Raw genomic sequence first — 17,967 nt, 5'->3', positions numbered from 1 at the left:
ATTAAAAAGTATGTCATCTAAAAAGATATTATTGGGAGCGAAGAATGGTGCTCCTTTCCTGAGTTAGAAATTCCTTATATTAAAGCAAGAGTAGATTCTGGGGCTAAAACATCAGCTATGCACGCCACAAACATTACTCCTTTTTCAAAAAATGGAGAAAATTGGGTAAAATTTGATGTAAATCCTCTTCAAGGCAATGTAAAAATAACTAGACATTGTGAAGCTAAATTAATTGATAAAAGGATTGTAAAAAGTTCTAGCGGCTATAGAGAACAACGTTATGTTATTAAAACAAATTTAAGCATCGGTAATGAGACTTTTCCTATTGAAGTAACTCTTGCTAATAGAGATTCTATGGGGTTTCGCATGCTTTTAGGGCGCGAAGCCATGGTTGGAAAAATGATGGTTGATCCTGAAGAAAAATACCTCTTAGGCCAACCTTCATTTGATGAAATAAAATCACATTACCATGTTAATAAAGAATCAAGTGCTAAACTAAGAATTGCTGTATTAGCTAGTAATCCTAATTTATACAGTAACCGCCGAATTATGGAAGCAGGTGAAATGCGCGGACATGAAATGGAATTTCTAAATATTAAAGAATGCTATATAAAATTAGATGCTACTACTCCGGAAATTCATTATAGAGGGGGACGTGTTTTAGATAATTTTGATGCAGTTATTCCTCGTATTCGACCTAGTATTACTTATTACGGTTGTACTTTAATACGTCAATTTGAAGCTATGAAAGTTTTCACTCTTAACTCCGCAGCAGCTATCACTCAATCAAGAGATAAACTCTTTTCTTTACAATTATTATTACAAAGCGGAATTGACATTCCTACAACTGGATTTGCTAATTCTCCTCTAGATACAAATGATTTAATTAAAATGGTGGGAGGATCTCCTCTAATTATCAAATTATTAGAAGGCACCCAAGGAAAAGGAGTTGTTTTAGCTGAAACAAAAAAAGCAGCTGAATCTGTCATAAATGCTTTTAAAAGCTTAAATGCCAATATATTAGTACAAGAATTCATTAAAGAAGCTAACGGAAAAGATTTACGCCTTTTCGTTGTAGATGGTAAGGTAGTAGCAGCTATGCAAAGAGAAGCTGCTCCAGGTGAATTTAGAGCTAATATTCATATGGGAGGAAGTGCTTCTGTGATAAAAGTAACGGCTGCTGAAAAGAAAATAGCAATCAAAGCAGCTAAAGCAATGGATTTAAAGGTCGCAGGAGTAGATATTATACGTTCTAGCAAAGGACCTCTATTATTAGAAGTAAACTCTTCTCCTGGCCTGGAAGGCATAGAAGGTGCAACTCATAAAGATATTGCAGGTGAAATGATAAAGGCTATTGAAAAAAATTTTAAAATAAAATAATGAATCCTTTTTTAGACATTATTATTCGCAGTGTATGTGTTTATTTCTTTATGATCATTGCTCTTCAATTATTTGGAAAAAAGAACTTTCTCAACTTAACACAGCTGATATTATTCTAATTTTATTAATTAGCAATTCTGTACAAAATGCAATGGTAGGAAGTGACACCTCTCTTTCAGGAGGTTTAACTGCTGCTTTAGCTCTTTTTGTTGTTAATGTTATTTTTAAAAAGGGAATGATAAAATCAAATATTATTAAAAATTTATTAACTAATAAACCTGAGATATTAATACATGATGGAATAACTGATTACAAAACTTTAAATCGTTTAGGAATAACTTTAGACGAATTAGAACAAGCTGTGCGAGAACATGGAGTTGAACATTTTAACAATGTTAAACTAGCAATGTTTGAAACGAATGGAAGTATCAGTGTTATTTCAGGAGAAAACAATTTAGTCCAAACCAAACATAAACGTAAACGCATACACAAATCATTATTCTGAGCATATAATATAAGAAGTATCAATACTCTTTAACGAAGTTAAATTATAAATAGACCAAACTTATACATGATATATTCATTAAAAGAACATTCAATACATACTATATTATATAAAATTGAACTAACGAATAGATAATCCCATCAAAATACATTTCAAAAATAAAAGGAACTAATTATGATGATTTTAACTAAAATAATAATCGGTTTTGTAGCATTTGTTCACGTTCATATAATGGGACTGGAAATATTTGTTTGGACTACAAAAGCACCTAAAGTTTTTAAAAGTATTTCAAAAGATTTATTTAAGTCTACTAAAACTTTAGCAGCAAATCAAGGTTTATACAATGGTTTTATAGCTGCTGGTTTAATTGGATCTTTATTACTAAATAACACGGAATGGTTTCAAAACATAAGTTTATTTTTTTAAGTTGTGTAGCTATTGCTAGAATTTATGGAGCATTAACAATCTCAAAACGAATTTTGTATGTACAAACTATTCCTTCACTATTAGGGATCGTTACGGTTTTATTTAATTAACTCTTTTTAAAATTCACATGTCTTTATCATTTTCTATTAAAAATAAGTTTACAAAGGAACTACCTTCTGATCCTATTCATGAAAACACAGTACGTAAAGTATTTGAATCTGCTTTTTCATATGTGCCCCCTACTCCTCCTAAAAATCCTATTTTAATACATGCAAATATTAGTTTTGCAAATAAATTAGGTATTTCAAAAGATGATGTAGAATCAGATGATTTTCTTTCTTTTTTTCAGGAAAAAAATATACCCAAAAACAACCCCTTTTTCAATGTGTTATGGAGGACATCAATTTGGTGTATGGGCTGGACAATTAGGCGATGGTAGAGCAATCAATTTATTTGAAATTGAAAACCACAACAAACAATATACACTCCAGTTAAAAGGAGCAGGAAAAACACCTTATTCAAGAAATGCAGATGGTCTAGCTGTACTTCGCTCTTCTATTCGTGAATATTTATGTGCTGAAGCTATGAATGCTTTAGGCATTCCTACTACCCGATCATTGAGTATCATATCAACTGGTAATGATGTTTTAAGAGATATTTTGTATAATGGAAATCCTGCTTATGAAAAAGGGGCTATAGTCTGCCGGGTTGCTCCTTCATTTATTCGATTTGGAAATTTTGAGCTTTTTGCTTCTAGAAACGATTTTAAAAATTTACAATTACTAACTGATTTTACAATCAAACATTATTTCCCTGAAATTAAAACAAGTGGAAAAGAAGCCTATATTCATTTTTTTAAACTAGTTGCTCAATCAACATTAAAATTAGTTACTTATTGGCAACAAGTTGGTTTTGTACATGGAGTTATGAATACAGACAATATGTCTATTCATGGTATTACTATTGATTATGGCCCTTATGGTTGGTTAGAAAATTACAATCCTAATTGGACTCCTAATACAACAGATGCTCATCAACATAGATACGCCTTTGGTAATCAACCTCAAATATCTCTTTGGAATTTATATCAATTAGCTAACGCTTTGTATCCTTTAATTAATGAAACAGAAGAATTAGAACAAATATTGAATAAATATGAAAATGAGTACGAAAATAACTACATCAATATGATGCAAAAAAAGTTAGGTTTAACTCAAACTAATGACTCTGATCGAGAGCTAATTTATCAATTAATAAATTTACTAGAATTAACAGAAACTGATTATACGATATTCTTTCGTTTATTAGGAAATGTCTTAAAAGAAAAAACGTCTAAAGAAGCATTTCAAGCTATAGAATATGCCTTTTATGAAGTTATAAGCCCTAATTCTGAAATTAGTAATTCATGGTTAAGATGGTTTCAAAATTATTTAAATAGAATTAACTTAGAATCTCTTTCTAATGAGGAAAGAAAAGAAAAAATGAATCTAATAAATCCAAAATATATTCTTCGAAATTACATGGCGCAATTAGCAATAGAAAAAGCAGAATTAGAAGATTATAGTTTATTAAATGAATTATACGAAGTAATTCAAAAACCATATGATGAACAACCCGAATATCAAAAATGGTTTGCGAAAAGACCTGACTGGGCAAAAGAAAAAATAGGATGTTCACAACTATCTTGTAGTTCTTAAATCATTACCATTGAACTATATTTTAAAATATGGCTGTAGTAAATATGTAGCTAACTTTCAATATTTTTACAGATCGGTATTTGTTAGTAGGTAGATTCAAAGAAATGCCTAGAAATAAAAATTCTCCATCTTTAAATGAAGATGAATTAAATAAAATTATGCTCATTGCATTACCTATTAGCAAAGAAACGATTTTAATGATAATCGATAATACTAATTTAAGTGGTAGTTTAAATTTTAAAATAATATTTCAATATCAATAAATACTGAAAGTCAAAAAGAAGAAGACAACTTATTGGAATTTTTACAGACTGTTTTAGAATCAATTGGATGATAAATTATGATTTCTAAATATAAAAAATATGACTATATTAGATCATTAATACAATAAACATGAAAACTATATTCCAAATCACTCTAATTTTATTTTTTATTAACGAACCTAGTTTTTCTCAAGGTCCTCCTGATTGGGCTCCTGCACACGGATATAGAGCTAAAACAAGGTATGTTTATTTTCCTGATCATAATTTTTATTATGATTTACAAGCTCAAAATTATATTTACTTAAAAGGGAATAACTGGGAAATAAAAGCAAGTCTTCCCTCTCCTTTTATTAATATAAATCTAGGACAAAGTTCTCAAGTAGAATTAGATTTTTATGGAGAAAGACCTTATTTTTATAATGAAAACCACATTGTCAGATATAAAAAAATTAAAAAATACAAGGAAAAATACCACAACAATAATATCATTGAAATCCACGAAGACATACATCCTAGACACGGACGTGGTAGAGGACACAAACATTAATTAACTCTCTTTCTTTAAAACCTAGTTACGGATTAAATAATTTTGTATTAAATGTTTAATACATAACTAAGTCAAGTAGTTGTGATTTTTATTCTTTAAGAGTGAATTAGTAACCTATATATATTTTTAAAGCTTATATTTTCGTGTATCATTCTCGTTATCAGATGGCTTAAGTGTTTCTATATCTTCCCTTTAAACCCTATAAATGTGCTTACCATTTATTAAAACTTTGTAGTTTTATGGAAAGAATTATTCACTTTTTATAATTTAAAAAATTTTCAAAATCAAAAATAAATTTTTCTTTTATCCTTTAAATTTCCAATCAAATTCATCCGAATCATCATTAAATACAGCTCCTAACTCAAAACGAATTACTTGATTATATTCCACTTGAAAAATCATCCAATTAGACTCATTAAAATAGTTATCAACAGAATCAAAGGATTCTATTTCTAATGGCTTGAATTTTTTAGTTTGTAATAATCCTTCTATTTCGCTAATAGGCTTTGCTAAAATAGTTTGATCAAATAATATTAAATCGGGATTAGAAGATATAATATACCCTAAACGTAATTCTTCATCTTCGTAAAAGGTTAAACGCCATTTTTGATCATTATAAAGATAGATTAAATTATCTTCTTCATCATTAAATTGTTTATTAGGTTGACCATATAATTGTACAACATCATTTGGTTTCATCCCGAAAACCAAATGATCAATTCCTATTTTAGGGTTAATTTTCATCATTATTCAGCAAATTCATCATATCGTATAGGTACTTGCGGATCATACAAAGGGCATTTAAACTCATCCATAATCTGACATAATTTATCCATATCCGTTCCTTTTGTACCATAACAACTTATTACGATACTTTGGTTCGTTGTTTTTATATGGAATGCCCCTACTCCCATTGTATTTTTAAAACTCATAGAGTCTATTTTTTCCCATTTAGAGAACACATTTGAAATACGACTTAAAATAATGGTAATGGGAAGCTCTTCAAGACCTTCAATTATTTGATCTTCTAATAATCTTTCATAAACTTCGTGGTTATTAAGATATACTTCCTCTTTATATTTCCAAAATAGTAATTCGTACATTGATATTATTTTTTAGATTAGTTATTTAATATTCATAATTATTAAACGGTAATTGTTTAGATTAACAATTGTTTTCTATGATCTAAACTAATATTCAAAATTACCAAATTCTGATTTAATGGTTAATTTTTTAGTTTCAGAGGCTTCTACTCGACCCACAATTTGTGCATCAATATTAAATGATTGGGCTATTGCTATAATATCATCTGCTATTTCTACAGGAACATATAATTCCATACGGTGACCACAGTTAAAGACTTGATACATTTCTTTCCAATCTGTTCCTGATTGTTCTTGTATTAATTTAAACAAAGGTGGTACACTAAATAAATTATCTTTTATTACATGAAGGTTATCAATAAAGTGTAAAATTTTTGTTTGAGCTCCTCCACTACAATGTACCATACCATGAATTTGACTTGGAGTATATTTTTCTAAAATTTGTTTAATAACAGGAGCATAAGTGCGTGTAGGTGATAATACTAGTTTACCTGCATCTATTGGAGATCCTACAACTGTATCAGTCAAATGAACTTGTCCTGAATAAACTAATTCTGATGGCACTGCACTGTCATAACTTTCAGGATATTTAGTTGCTAATTCATGAGCAAATACATCATGTCTTGCGGAAGTTAGACCATTGCTTCCCATTCCTCCATTATACATTGTTTCATAACTAGCTTGTCCATAGGAAGCGAAGCCTATTATTACATCTCCTTCTGTAATGCGAGCATTATCTATAACTTGGGAACGTTTTATACGGGCTGTAACAGTGGAATCTACAATGATTGTACGTACTAAATCTCCTACATCAGCGGTTTCTCCTCCTGTAGTATGAATGGTAACGCCAAAAGATTTTAATTCTGCTATTAATTCTTCTGTACCATTAATGATAGCAGAAATAACTTCTCCTGGAATGAGGTTTTTATTACGTCCAATAGTAGAAGACAACATTATATTATCTACTGCACCTACACATAAAAGGTCATCAATATTCATTATAAGTGCATCTTGAGCAATACCTTTCCATACTGACAAATCACCTGTTTCTTTCCAGTACATATAAGCTAGTGATGATTTTGTACCTGCTCCGTCAGCATGCATAATTAAACAATAATTATCATCACCTGTTAAATAATCTGGAACAATTTTACAAAAGGCTTTAGGAAATAAACCTTTATCAATATTTTTATAGCGTTGTGTACATCTTCTTTAGATGCAGAAACACCACGCATTGCGTAACGCTTTGAAGTATCAGAAGTCATTATATAAAGTTATGTTGTTGTGCGCAAAGATAAAAAGAAGTTAATTCTTAACACTGAATCGCACATTTTTTTTTATGAAACTAGTTTTCTATTATCTCTATTTCTACTCTTCTATTAGCAGCTCTTTCTTCTTCACTTTTTTCAGGTAGTTCGTACAATGGTTTTGTACTACCAAAACCTTTATAGGACATTCTTGATTTATCAATATTTTTAAATTCTAAAAATTTATATACAGCTCTAGCTCGTTGGGTTGATAAATCTTGTCTATCTTTAGTTACGCAGCAAACATGCCCTTGTATTTGAATTTTTAATTTTGGGTTTTGTTGCATAACTAACCACAATTCATAAAGCTTTACTCTAGATTCGTTTGTTACAGCATAGGTATTTAAAACAAAATTTAAGTTTTCAATTTTTAATTTTTCTCCTACTTTAGCTTCATGTATTTTTGTCATAAATTCTACGTCTAATTCTATTTCTGTTTCACTACCATCAGGATTATTTAATAGTATACTACTAGGAAAAAGAAGTGATTCATTGACAAAATTTATTGGTATTTTCGAAGCTATAATTCCTTTTTCTTTATGTAAATCTTTTTCTTGTAAAAAATACAGAACTACTTTCCTATTTTCAGCTTTTATCTTTGATTGTTTATGTAATTCTCCAAAGTTTATTTCTCTAAAATCTTCTCTAATTGGTACTTTCCCTTTTACAAGATTAAAAACAGTTTCTATTCTTTTTTAGCTAAACTATCATTATGTTGATTAGTTCCATCTTCATCTGTATAACCACTTAAAGTTAATATTTTACTTTTTCTATTTTCTTGAATCCATTTTTCAACTTCTAATTTTTCAGAAGGAGTTAAATCGTACTTATCACTTTTAAAATAAATAGAATATTGTTCTTGTCCAAAGAACTTCAAAGTAAAAAAATGATACAGAAAACTATTAATTTTAATCTATTCATCTAAAAGAATTTTGATATAAAAATTAAATTTAAGAATATAATATGTAATATATAAAGAAAAGTTTAATCTTCTTTTATTTTTTTAAGCTAGTAGTTTTTTGCTGCTCTATAAATTAAAAAAGAGCTCGATATAATCGAACTCTTTGATATCTTTTTTAAAGTATTAGTCTTCTAAATAAATTTTACATTTTCTTAATTCTGGCTTTTCATGTGTATATTGATAAAACCAAGATGACAACTCTTCTACTTCATAAGGCAAAAGAATTTTAAGTGCTTTTTGTAATTCTTTTGCAAACAATTTGGCATCAAAACTTACTCTCTCTAAGATTGATTTAACAAAATCAATATTTCTCTTTGGCATGCTATTCTAGTTTAATTTTAGTATATCAAATTTAACTCTTTTGAGATTAAGTAAGTCTTAAAATAAGTATAATTTTTTTTTAAATTTTCTTAAAGCCTATCATCATTTCTCTTTTACCTGGAGGCCCAGGAACCTTAACAACCTGAAAACCAACAGATTTCATATTTCGTTTAATAACACCTCTAGCTGCATACGTTACTAACACTCCTGTGTCTTTTAAGGCTTTATACATTTTGTTAAATATTTCTTCAGTCCACAAATCAGGTTGGACTTGATACCCAAAAGCATCAAAATATATTAGATCAAAACGATTCACATCTTGTATATCATGAAAAAATTGTTTTCTCTTTTTTAATAAAAATTTTTTACTCAAGCATATTTCTTTTTCCCATTCAGAAAAATGAATTTTTTCAAAAATAGACTTACTAGATTCTTGACCTAAGGAAGAAGAATAATTCATTAATTGCATTTCTTCTATACTTACGGGATAAGCTTCTACTCCTTCATATTGTATACTCTGATCTTTCCGTTCAGATTCTAAATAAGTAATCAAGGCATTTAATCCTGTTCCTAATCCTATTTCTAAAATTGAAATAGGTTTGTTATCAAAAAAATCTAAACCATTTTTAATAAAGACATGATACGCTTCTTGAATCGCTCCCATTTTTGAATGATAACATTCATTCCAATCTACTAACTGGATTGTTGTAGATCCATCTAAGGTTGTTATTATTTTTCTTTCCAATATTGTATTACTATTTTTTTATGAATATTATATATTTTAAGTTTAGTTCTCTAATATTATAACTATTTTAATAAATAACATTAGACTTTATTTTTACATATTATTTATATGCTTTAAGATAATACTTTCTGCAAATCTATAAAGTTAGTATGATTTTATAAAAAAATAAAAATCTGTACTATTTCATATTATTATAAGTTGATATTTAATTTTTAGCTCTTATTTTTTTCACTAAATCTAGTTTAATAATTTGACAATAAAAAAAGTTGCCATACAAGGAATTTGATCATTAGATTCTATAAAATATTTTCTAAAACTAATATGATTTAATAAAATTTAAAAAGAAAAATTTTCATCATATAGTACTCTATTCAAAATTATTCAGGAAAAAAGTACTTGACCGAATATATTTAATTCAATTCCTCTTAATTTATAAGAAATAAATCAATAAAAAAGAATTAATTTCAATAAAATAAAAAAATAATTTATTTTAGATGAAAAAAAATACATATTTCACAATAAAACATATTATTTTTTTAACTTAGCAATAAAAAGGTAATGAGCTTAGAAACTATAAGTAATATTGAAATAATTAGAAGTGCTTCTTCCAGAATTAATCAAATAGATTTTGATAATTTAACTTTTGGTAGTGTATTTACAGACCATATGCTTGTTTGTGATTATAAAAATGGTGCTTGGGAAAAACCAGTTATTAAACCTTATGAACCCTTTACTTTAGACCCTTCGGCAAAAGTTTTCCACTATGGACAAGCTATATTTGAAGGTATGAAGGCCTATAAAGCGGAAGATAATTCAATTTGGTTATTCCGTCCTCATGAAAATCATATGCGTATGAATAAATCAGCCGTACGTATGTGTATGCCTGAAATTCCAGAATCTATTTTTGTGGATGCTTTAAAAGAATTATTAAAAATTGATGAAGCTTGGATTGAAAAAGGAATAGGTAATACTCTTTATATCAGACCTTTTATGATAGCTATAGGTAGTGGTGTAATAGCACAACCTTCTTCACAATATCGTTTCTGTATTATTTTATCTCCAGCTAGAGCTTATTATTCAGGCGATGTAAAAGTAATGATTGCCGATTATTATAGTAGAGCTGCTAATGGAGGAATAGGTGCTGCAAAAGCTGCTGGAAATTACTCTGGACAATTTTACCCCACTAAACTTGCAAACGAAGCTGGTTTTCAACAAATAATCTGGACAGATGATGCTACCCATACGCAACTTGAAGAATGTGGCACAATGAATGTGTTTTTTAGAATTAATGACACATTATTTACCGCACCAACTAGCGATCGTATTTTAGATGGAGTAACACGTAAAACCTTAATTACTTTAGCTGAAAGCGAAGGCATAGAAGTAGCCATACGTTCTATACTTGTTTCTGAATTAATTGAGGCTGCAAAACAAGGTAGTTTACTTGAAATATTTGGAGCTGGTACCGCAGCTGTTGTAAGTCCCATAAAAGGTTTTCAATATAAAGAGGAATATTATGAACTTCCTAGCATTGAAAATTCATATGCAAAAAAATTAAAAGAAAGGTTAACGTTTATTCAACATAAATTAACAGATGATCCTTTTGAATGGACTGTTAAAATATAATTTTTAAAACTAAACAAAATAAAAAAGAAAACTTATTTTTTAACAAAAAAATGTCCGAAAAGATTTAACTTAATTCTTTATTTTTTTCAAAAAACATATAAAAATTGAAGCAAAAATAATCATTAGATTTTACCTTTTCGGGCACTTTATTTTGTATTCTAACTTATAGATCTACTAAAAGTACATCTTTTTTAGTAATCTTAGGGTTAAAATTTTTCCACAGATTTTGTATTGCCATATTTTCTTCTAGTTCTGGAGTTCGGATACACTTAGTTATTCCTCTCGTAGTAAAAACCTTATGATACTCTTCGAATATAACGGCTGTTACTCCTTTACTCTGGTATTCAGGAGCTATTCCTATCAGGTAAAAAACGGCCTCTTTATTATTTTTCTTAGCGTGAAGCATTTTTAGAAAACCAAAAGGGAAAAGTTTTCCTTTAATAGCTTGCTGAGCGTAAGCATAATTAGGCATGACGATGGCAAAACCAATAATATCTCCATTTATATCTTCTACAAACTTTATATACTCAGGATTAACAAAAGGTATGTACTTTTTTTTAAAATAATCAATTTGATCTTTACTAATAGCAACAAATGATTGAAGTTTTACATAAGTTTTATTAAACAGTTCAAACATTCGATCTACATAAGGTTCTATTTCCTTTGTATTAGTAAAATTTATAGATTTAAAACCATATCGTTTTTTTACAAGATCAGCAGCTTTCTTAATAGGTTCATAAGCCACTCCCTCAAAACTAAACTCACTTTCTATATATTTTTTTCTACTTTAAAACCTAATTTTTCAAAATGAGTTACATAATAAGGTGGGGTATACCAACCTATAGCAGTACTCAATTGATCAAAACCTTCTGTAAGACAACCTACTTTATCTAGATTTGAAAATCCCATTGGTCCTTCTATATGGTCCATATGATTTTTCAGTCCTAATTCTGTCACTTTTCCAATTAATAACTCTGTTACTTCTACATCATCAATTACCTCAAACCACCCAAACCGTGTTTTCTTTTTCCCTAGTTGCCTCACTTCATCCCAATTAATTATAGCCGCTATACGACCTACTATTTTATTATTGCAATAAGCTAGGTAAAAATAAGCTTCAGCATTTTTAAAAACAGGATTTTTATTTTGATCAAAAGCCTCCATTTCATCACTAATTAATGGAGGCACCCAATAAGGATTATCTTTATATAATTGAAATGGAAATTTAATAAATTCCTTTAATTGTTTTTTAGTCTTCGCTTCAATAATTGTTATCATATACGGCTTAATTATCCGATTCTTGTAAATCGTCAACTCGTTTTTTCTTTTCTTCTACAGGCTTTACTTCTTCTATTTTATTTTTATCATTCTTTTTTCTTTGTTTTTCAGCTTTTTCAGCTGCTTTATCTAATTCTTCTTCTGATAAAATACTTGTTTTTGATTTTTTTCTTTCTTCTTTTTTAATATCTTTAACTTCCTTAACTTCTTTTCCTTCCTTTATTTTAGGATCTTGATGTTTTTTATCTAATCTCCATGAAACACCTAAACCACCATACAACAAATCAGGTGAGGATTTTATATTTTTGCTAATAGACGCATCTAATTGAAGATTTTTATTTAATAAATAAGTCGCTCCTACTGTAAAAATACCGTCTGAATAATATTTTCCTTTTATTCCTTTATTTTCTAGCATTGCAGACCATTTTTCATTAATCCCATAAGTTACAGTTACTACATATCCATAATTAAATGTTTTCGAAATAATTTTATCAGCAAAGAAATTAGTTACCACTACCCATCTCCTATCTAGATGATGCTGTGTAATTAACATTGCTTTAGGTGAAAAAATTAATTCATCTGGTATAACATAATCATTATTCATCGTATAATTAACTCCGAGATATCCTGATACAGCGGGAATTAATCGTTTCCAATCATATTTATGATTAGCTCTCCAACTATAAATATTAGGCTTCTTTTCACCTTTCTTAAATGGATCATAAAAAAGATATTTTGCTCCTAAGGTAGTTTGACGTAAACCACTTCTATTTTTACTAAATATCCCATCCGTGTACTGATCCATTTGAAATTGTAAATCAAGAGATAGTTCTAATTGTTCTTTTAAAAGCCCATAACGAGTAGTTAGATCAGCTCCGTAACCATTAGCAGTATAATTTAATACAGAATGTGACTCACTAAGATAATACAAACCTCCTTCTATCTGCAAAACATTTTTTCCTACTGAAAAAGCACCTGCTGAATTACCTGGTCTATTGGTATTAATTTCATCTGTATATTGTGCAGTAAGCTGATTAAAAGCAACTAAAGAAAGTGCTATTACTAAATATTTGATTTGCTCCATAACTTGTATTCTATAGTTTCAAAAGTACTATTTTATTTTAAAGAAAAAAGAAATTTTAAAACAAGGGATTTAAAAATGATTTTATTCATAATTCTACTAAAAAAATAAGTTAAAACAGTTTAAACGTGCAATGAATCTTTTTATTTTTGAAAAAAAATACAAAATGCAAGAAGCTTCTATACCTGGTTTATTTAAAACTATCATCTACATTTTAGGTTTTTATTATTTAATAAAAATTTTAAGCCGAGTTTTTTTACCTATTATTATGAGAAAGGTAATGAATAAAGCACAAGAAAATTTTAATCGTCAATATCAACAAGGTAACTTTGATGAATCTACACAAACTAATTCTTACGGACAAGCAAGACCTACTAAGGACTTTAAAAAACCAACGAAACAAGTTGGTGAATATGTGGATTATGAAGAGGTGAATGACTAAACAATTCTATATCTTGGTTTTTAGTAGGTAAAATAAAAATCTATCTAATGATACTATAAACTGCAAATTAAAAATTGTTATCTTCACCCCTTATTTTGATTGATTTTCATTTATGAATAATTTAAAACGTTTTTATCCGCATGTACTAGCCTTTATTGGTTTTGTACTGATTTCAATTATCTATTTTTATCCTGTTTTAAGTGGTAAAAAAATCTTACAATCAGATATTGTTCAATATACGGCAATGGCTAAAGAACAAAATGATTTTAGGGCACAATATAACGAAGAACCTTACTGGACTAATAGTGCTTTCGGAGGAATGCCTACTTATCAATTAGGGGCTAATTATCCTCATAATTATATCAAGAAAATTGATTCTGTTTTACGTTTTTTACCGAGACCAGCAGATTATTTATTTTTATATTTTCTTGGTTTTTATGTTTTACTAATGGCATTAAGAGTTCCCTCTTTAAAATCCTTTTTGGTGCACTGGTCTTTGGTTTTTCTACTTATCTAATTATCATATTAGGAGTTGGTCATAATGCAAAAGCGCATGCAATTGCTTATATGCCCATGGTGGTTGCAGGTGTAGTAATGGTTTTTCAAAAAAGATGGATCATTGGAGGAATTCTCACTATGATTGCGGCAGCATTAGAACTTAATGCTAACCATTTTCAGATGACTTACTATTTATTTATTTTTCTATTAATTTTAACTGCATATTATATTTACAGAGCTATCAAAGAAAATGATTTGAAGGATCTAATCTATAGCTTTGGAATATTTATAGTAGCTGGAATGGTTTCAATTGGGGTAAATGCCACAGGTCTATTAGCAACCCAAGAATATGCAAAGGAAAGTACACGTGGCAAGAATGAATTAACTTTTAGTCCTGATGGCAAAAAAAATAATACAGAAACCTCTACCTCTATGACTTATGATTATATTACGGAATATAGTTATGGATTAGCAGAAAGTTTTAATCTAATATCACCTAGAATTTTTGGAGGTTCTAATAGTGAAAATATAGGAACGAAATCGGCTATGTATAATTTTGTTTTATCACAAGAAGTCCCAGAAGATCAAGCTAAAGAGATAGTAAAAGGATTACCTACTTATTGGGGAGATCAACCCATAGTGGCTGCTCCTGCATACATAGGAGCTATTGTTTTCTTTTTAGCAGTTTTAGCTTTATTTATTGATAAAAGAAAAATAAAATATGCTTTCCTAATAGGAGCTATAATATCATTAGTCCTTTCATGGGGAAAAACTTCCCATTACTAACAGATTTTTTCATCTATCATGTCCCTTTTTATGATAAATTTAGAGCAGTCTCATCTATTCAAGTAATATTAGAGCTTTGTATACCTGTGTTAGCTATTTTAGGATTACAATCCTATTTTATGTCTGAAGAAAAAGAGCAAAAAGACGGATTAATAAAGGCAACTTTAGTAAGTATAGGAACACTTTTATTATTATTATTTTCTAAATCTTTATTTAGTTTTTCAGGTTCAAGCGATGGATATTTAATTAATATGTATGGTCCTGAATTTATTAATGCTTTAAAGGAAGACAGAAAATCACTTTTTACATCAGATTTATTACGTTCTATCTTTTTAATAATTTTAACCGCAGGAGCTTTATTTCTAAGTTTTAAAAAGACTATTTCTCATAAAGCTGCCACCATAATTGTAGGTTTATTAATGACAGCTGATTTGTTTTTAATTGCTAAAAATTATGTAAACGCATCAGATTTCGTTAATGCTTCTGAAGTAGATGTCCCATTTATTATGGCTCCTTTTGATAAAACTATCTTACAGGATAAATCTCATTATAGAGTTTTTGAAGTTTCTAAAAATGCAATGAGTGAGCCTCGTACATCATACTTTCATAAATCAATTGGAGGTTACCATGCTGCTAAGCCAAGAAGAATGCAAGAGCTTTTTGATTATCAAATTTCAAAAAACAACATTGAAGTATTAAACATGCTTAATGTAAAATATTTGATTCAAAAAAATGAAAAAAACGAACAATTTCTTATTCGTAATCAACAAGCAAATGGTAATGCGTGGTTTGTAAAATCAATTCTATTTGTTAAGTCTGCTGATCAGGAAATGAAGTCATTAGATAAATTTAATTCAAAGCAAGTTGCTATTTTCAATACCTCTTCTGAAAATGGGAGTACTTTTAAAGGAACTAAAGATATTTCCAATGAAAATGCTAAAATCATTTTAACATCATATAAAGCTAATGATTTAAAATATGAATCTATAAACCCTAAAAATGGTTTTGCAGTATTTTCTGAAATGTATTACGGAAAAGGTTGGAATGCCTATATAGATGGAAAATTAGTAGATCACTACCGTGTAGATTATACTTTAAGAGGTTTACCTATTCCTGCCGGTAAGCACAGTATTGAATTTAAATTTGAACCTCAAGTAGTAAAAACAGGTAGTATAATAGCATTAATTAGCTTTATTCTAATGCTTGGGCTCATCATTGGAGGCATTTATTTAATTAGAAAGAATAAAAGAAACTGAAATCAATATTATATATAGGATTAGGAGGAGGTATAGGTAGTATTTTACGCTATCTAGCCTCTCTTTTTTTAAATCGTTTTATAACGAATGGCTTTCCTATTGGTACATTTATTATTAATAGTATAGGCTGTCTTTTAATAGGTCTTTTTTGGGCTATTTTGAAAAACAATCGTATGACACGAGTGAATTCAGGTATTTTTTAATTACTGGAATTTGTGGTGGATTTACAACTTTTTCTACCTTTTCCAATGAAAACATTCAACTATTACAAAACAATCAAACAGGGATGGCTTTTTTATATACTTTTTTAAGTATAACAATTGGCTTTGGTATGACTTACTTCGGAATTTATCTTATGAAAAGCTAAACTACTAATGTCTTAAAAAATTATTGCAATGAAAAAAATTTTAATTATAAGTTATTATTGGCCTCCTGCTGGTGGACCAGGTGTCCAGAGATGGTTAAAGTTTGTAAAATATTTACCTGATTTTAATATTGAGCCTATTATATACATACCTGAAAACCCAACTTACCCTCTATTAGATAAAAAATTAAAAGAAGAAGTATCTTCTACAATTACCATATTAAAAAAACCCATTATAGAGCCTTATGCTTGGGCTTCTTTTTTTCGAAAAATAGTACAAAAAAAATAAGTTCAGGTATTATTCCTGCACAAAAAAAACAATCTTTTGTACAAAAGATTTTATTATGGGTTAGAGGTAATTTATTTATCCCTGATGCACGTGTCTTATGGGTAAAACCTTCCATTACATATTTATCAAAGTACATTAAAGAAAATAAGATTGATACAATAATTACTACAGGACCTCCTCATAGTTTACATCTTATTGGATTAGGTTTAAAGAAAAATCTAAATATTAAATGGTTGGCTGATTTTAGAGATCCATGGACAACAATTGGTTATCACAAAGCATTAAAATTAACTAAAAGTGCTGCTCAAAAACATAAAGATCTTGAATATGAGGTAATGAATACAGCAGATGAGTTAATTGTTACTAGTCCAACTACTAAAAAAGAATTTGAATTAATTACAACAAAACCTATACACGTAATTACGAATGGTTACGACGTAGAAAAGATAAGTAAACAAGTACTAGATGAAAAATTTACACTCGCTCATATAGGTTCTTTTCTTTCTGATAGAAATCCTCAAATATTATGGGAAGTTTTAAATGAATTAGTAAGTGAAAATACAGCTTTTTCAGAAAATTTTGAATTAAAGTTGATTGGAGCAACAAGCCAAGAAGTTCTTAATTCTATAAAAGATTTTAAACTAGATACCTTTGTAAATAATTTAGGTTATGTTTCACATGAAGAAGCTGTTATACATCAAAGAAAATCTCAGGTTTTACTTTTAATTGAAATAGATTCTGATGAAACTAAGAGTATTATTCCAGGTAAAGTTTTCGAATATATAGTTTCTGAACGACCAATACTAGCCATAGGACCAAAAGAATCTGATTTTGCATCTATTATAACAGAAACGAATACAGGTAGTTTTTTTACTTATAAAGAAAAAGATGCTCTTAAAGAAAAAATATTTTTTTATTTTAATGCCTATTTAGAAAAGAGTCTTAAAGTACATGCTGTAGGATTACAACAATATTCTAGAAAAAATTTAACAAAAAAATTAGTTGATATTTTATAATTATTTTTTTGATAATTTCTTTCCTTGATTCATAAAAATAGCCGGTAAAACTAAGTTTTACCGGCTATTTTTATGA

Annotated in this window: 14 protein-coding genes and 7 pseudogenes; 12 read left to right on the top strand and 9 right to left on the bottom strand. The window is 28.6% G+C overall.

The window, feature by feature from the left end:
- Window positions 1–27 precede the first annotated feature (27 nt).
- The 6 genes and pseudogenes from rimK (at window position 28) to JJC03_RS11515 (ending at window position 4,818) form a co-directional block, all read left to right on the top strand.
- Entirely contained in the window at window positions 28–1,380 is a 1,353-nt protein-coding gene (rimK, locus tag JJC03_RS11540) for a 30S ribosomal protein S6--L-glutamate ligase (protein WP_235874380.1), read from the top strand.
- Window positions 1,380–1,885 (top strand): annotated as a pseudogene (locus tag JJC03_RS11535) (DUF421 domain-containing protein). Before rimK ends, JJC03_RS11535 begins: the two are co-directional and overlap by 1 nt.
- A gap of 174 nt (window positions 1,886–2,059) precedes the next feature.
- A pseudogene (locus tag JJC03_RS11530) lies at window positions 2,060–2,421 on the top strand (DUF1304 domain-containing protein).
- A 17-nt stretch (window positions 2,422–2,438) separates the two neighbouring features.
- Window positions 2,439–4,008 (top strand): annotated as a pseudogene (locus JJC03_RS11525) (protein adenylyltransferase SelO).
- Between the two features lie 80 nt (window positions 4,009–4,088).
- A complete protein-coding gene (locus tag JJC03_RS11520; protein WP_217349890.1) occupies window positions 4,089–4,271 on the top strand; it encodes a hypothetical protein in 183 nt (60 codons plus the stop codon).
- Window positions 4,272–4,401: 130 nt separating this feature from the next.
- Window positions 4,402–4,818 (top strand): hypothetical protein, encoded by a 417-nt coding sequence (locus JJC03_RS11515; protein ID WP_088398094.1) that lies wholly within the window; start codon window positions 4,402–4,404, stop codon window positions 4,816–4,818.
- A gap of 303 nt (window positions 4,819–5,121) precedes the next feature.
- On the opposite strand, the gene JJC03_RS11510 is transcribed toward JJC03_RS11515, so the two are convergent.
- The 7 genes and pseudogenes from JJC03_RS11510 to mnmC2 form a co-directional block, all read right to left on the bottom strand.
- Window positions 5,122–5,565, bottom strand: a complete 444-nt coding sequence (locus JJC03_RS11510) for a hypothetical protein (RefSeq protein ID WP_088398095.1) — start codon at window positions 5,563–5,565, stop codon at window positions 5,122–5,124.
- Window positions 5,565–5,921: a hypothetical protein gene (locus JJC03_RS11505; protein WP_088398096.1), complete on the bottom strand. Its 357-nt coding sequence runs from the start codon at window positions 5,919–5,921 to the stop codon at window positions 5,565–5,567. Before JJC03_RS11505 ends, JJC03_RS11510 begins: the two co-directional genes overlap by 1 nt.
- A gap of 87 nt (window positions 5,922–6,008) precedes the next feature.
- A pseudogene (locus tag JJC03_RS11500) lies at window positions 6,009–7,186 on the bottom strand (AIR synthase related protein).
- An 80-nt stretch (window positions 7,187–7,266) separates the two neighbouring features.
- Window positions 7,267–7,638 (bottom strand): OmpA family protein, encoded by a 372-nt coding sequence (locus JJC03_RS18000; RefSeq protein ID WP_254424655.1) that lies wholly within the window; start codon window positions 7,636–7,638, stop codon window positions 7,267–7,269.
- 275 nt (window positions 7,639–7,913) lie between these two features.
- On the bottom strand, window positions 7,914–8,105 hold the full coding sequence (locus JJC03_RS17995; protein ID WP_258931865.1) for an OmpA family protein: 192 nt from the start codon (window positions 8,103–8,105) through the stop codon (window positions 7,914–7,916).
- A 207-nt stretch (window positions 8,106–8,312) separates the two neighbouring features.
- The gene (locus tag JJC03_RS11490) at window positions 8,313–8,510 is read right to left on the bottom strand and encodes a hypothetical protein (protein WP_014164231.1); all 198 of its coding nucleotides are present in this window, start codon (window positions 8,508–8,510) and stop codon (window positions 8,313–8,315) included.
- Between the two features lie 79 nt (window positions 8,511–8,589).
- Window positions 8,590–9,255 (bottom strand): tRNA (5-methylaminomethyl-2-thiouridine)(34)-methyltransferase MnmC2, encoded by a 666-nt coding sequence (gene mnmC2, locus JJC03_RS11485; RefSeq protein WP_235873356.1) that lies wholly within the window; start codon window positions 9,253–9,255, stop codon window positions 8,590–8,592.
- 558 nt (window positions 9,256–9,813) lie between these two features.
- Here mnmC2 and JJC03_RS11480 point away from each other — a divergent pair.
- The gene (locus JJC03_RS11480) at window positions 9,814–10,881 is read left to right on the top strand and encodes a branched-chain amino acid aminotransferase (RefSeq protein ID WP_235873355.1); all 1,068 of its coding nucleotides are present in this window, start codon (window positions 9,814–9,816) and stop codon (window positions 10,879–10,881) included.
- 158 nt (window positions 10,882–11,039) lie between these two features.
- On the opposite strand, the pseudogene JJC03_RS11475 reads toward JJC03_RS11480, so the two are convergent.
- Window positions 11,040–12,159 (bottom strand): annotated as a pseudogene (locus JJC03_RS11475) (GTP cyclohydrolase).
- A gap of 7 nt (window positions 12,160–12,166) precedes the next feature.
- Window positions 12,167–13,243, bottom strand: a complete 1,077-nt coding sequence (locus JJC03_RS11470; protein WP_088445109.1) for a transporter — start codon at window positions 13,241–13,243, stop codon at window positions 12,167–12,169.
- A gap of 163 nt (window positions 13,244–13,406) precedes the next feature.
- Here JJC03_RS11470 and JJC03_RS11465 point away from each other — a divergent pair, with 163 nt between their 5' ends.
- The 5 genes and pseudogenes from JJC03_RS11465 (at window position 13,407) to JJC03_RS11450 (ending at window position 17,891) form a co-directional block, all read left to right on the top strand.
- Window positions 13,407–13,682 carry a DUF4834 family protein gene (locus JJC03_RS11465; RefSeq protein ID WP_088398102.1) on the top strand — a complete coding sequence of 92 codons (276 nt, stop codon included), beginning with the start codon at window positions 13,407–13,409 and terminating at the stop codon, window positions 13,680–13,682.
- Between the two features lie 112 nt (window positions 13,683–13,794).
- A pseudogene (locus JJC03_RS11460) lies at window positions 13,795–16,222 on the top strand (YfhO family protein).
- Complete coding sequence (locus JJC03_RS17990) at window positions 16,219–16,425, top strand: CrcB family protein (protein WP_309597802.1); 207 nt, start codon at window positions 16,219–16,221, stop codon at window positions 16,423–16,425. The pseudogene JJC03_RS11460 and the gene JJC03_RS17990 overlap by 4 nt, the downstream one beginning before the upstream one ends.
- Window positions 16,371–16,589 (top strand): fluoride efflux transporter FluC, encoded by a 219-nt coding sequence (locus JJC03_RS17985; RefSeq protein WP_258931864.1) that lies wholly within the window; start codon window positions 16,371–16,373, stop codon window positions 16,587–16,589. Before JJC03_RS17990 ends, JJC03_RS17985 begins: the two co-directional genes overlap by 55 nt.
- A gap of 28 nt (window positions 16,590–16,617) precedes the next feature.
- Window positions 16,618–17,891: pseudogene (locus tag JJC03_RS11450) on the top strand (glycosyltransferase family 4 protein).
- Window positions 17,892–17,967 lie beyond the last annotated feature (76 nt).

The sequence above is a fragment of the Flavobacterium oreochromis genome (genome assembly GCF_019565455.1).
GTDB lineage: Bacteria > Bacteroidota > Bacteroidia > Flavobacteriales > Flavobacteriaceae > Flavobacterium > Flavobacterium oreochromis.
The sequence above is the reverse complement of the archived record's forward strand: the minus strand, read 5'-3'. Positions and strand labels throughout refer to the sequence as shown.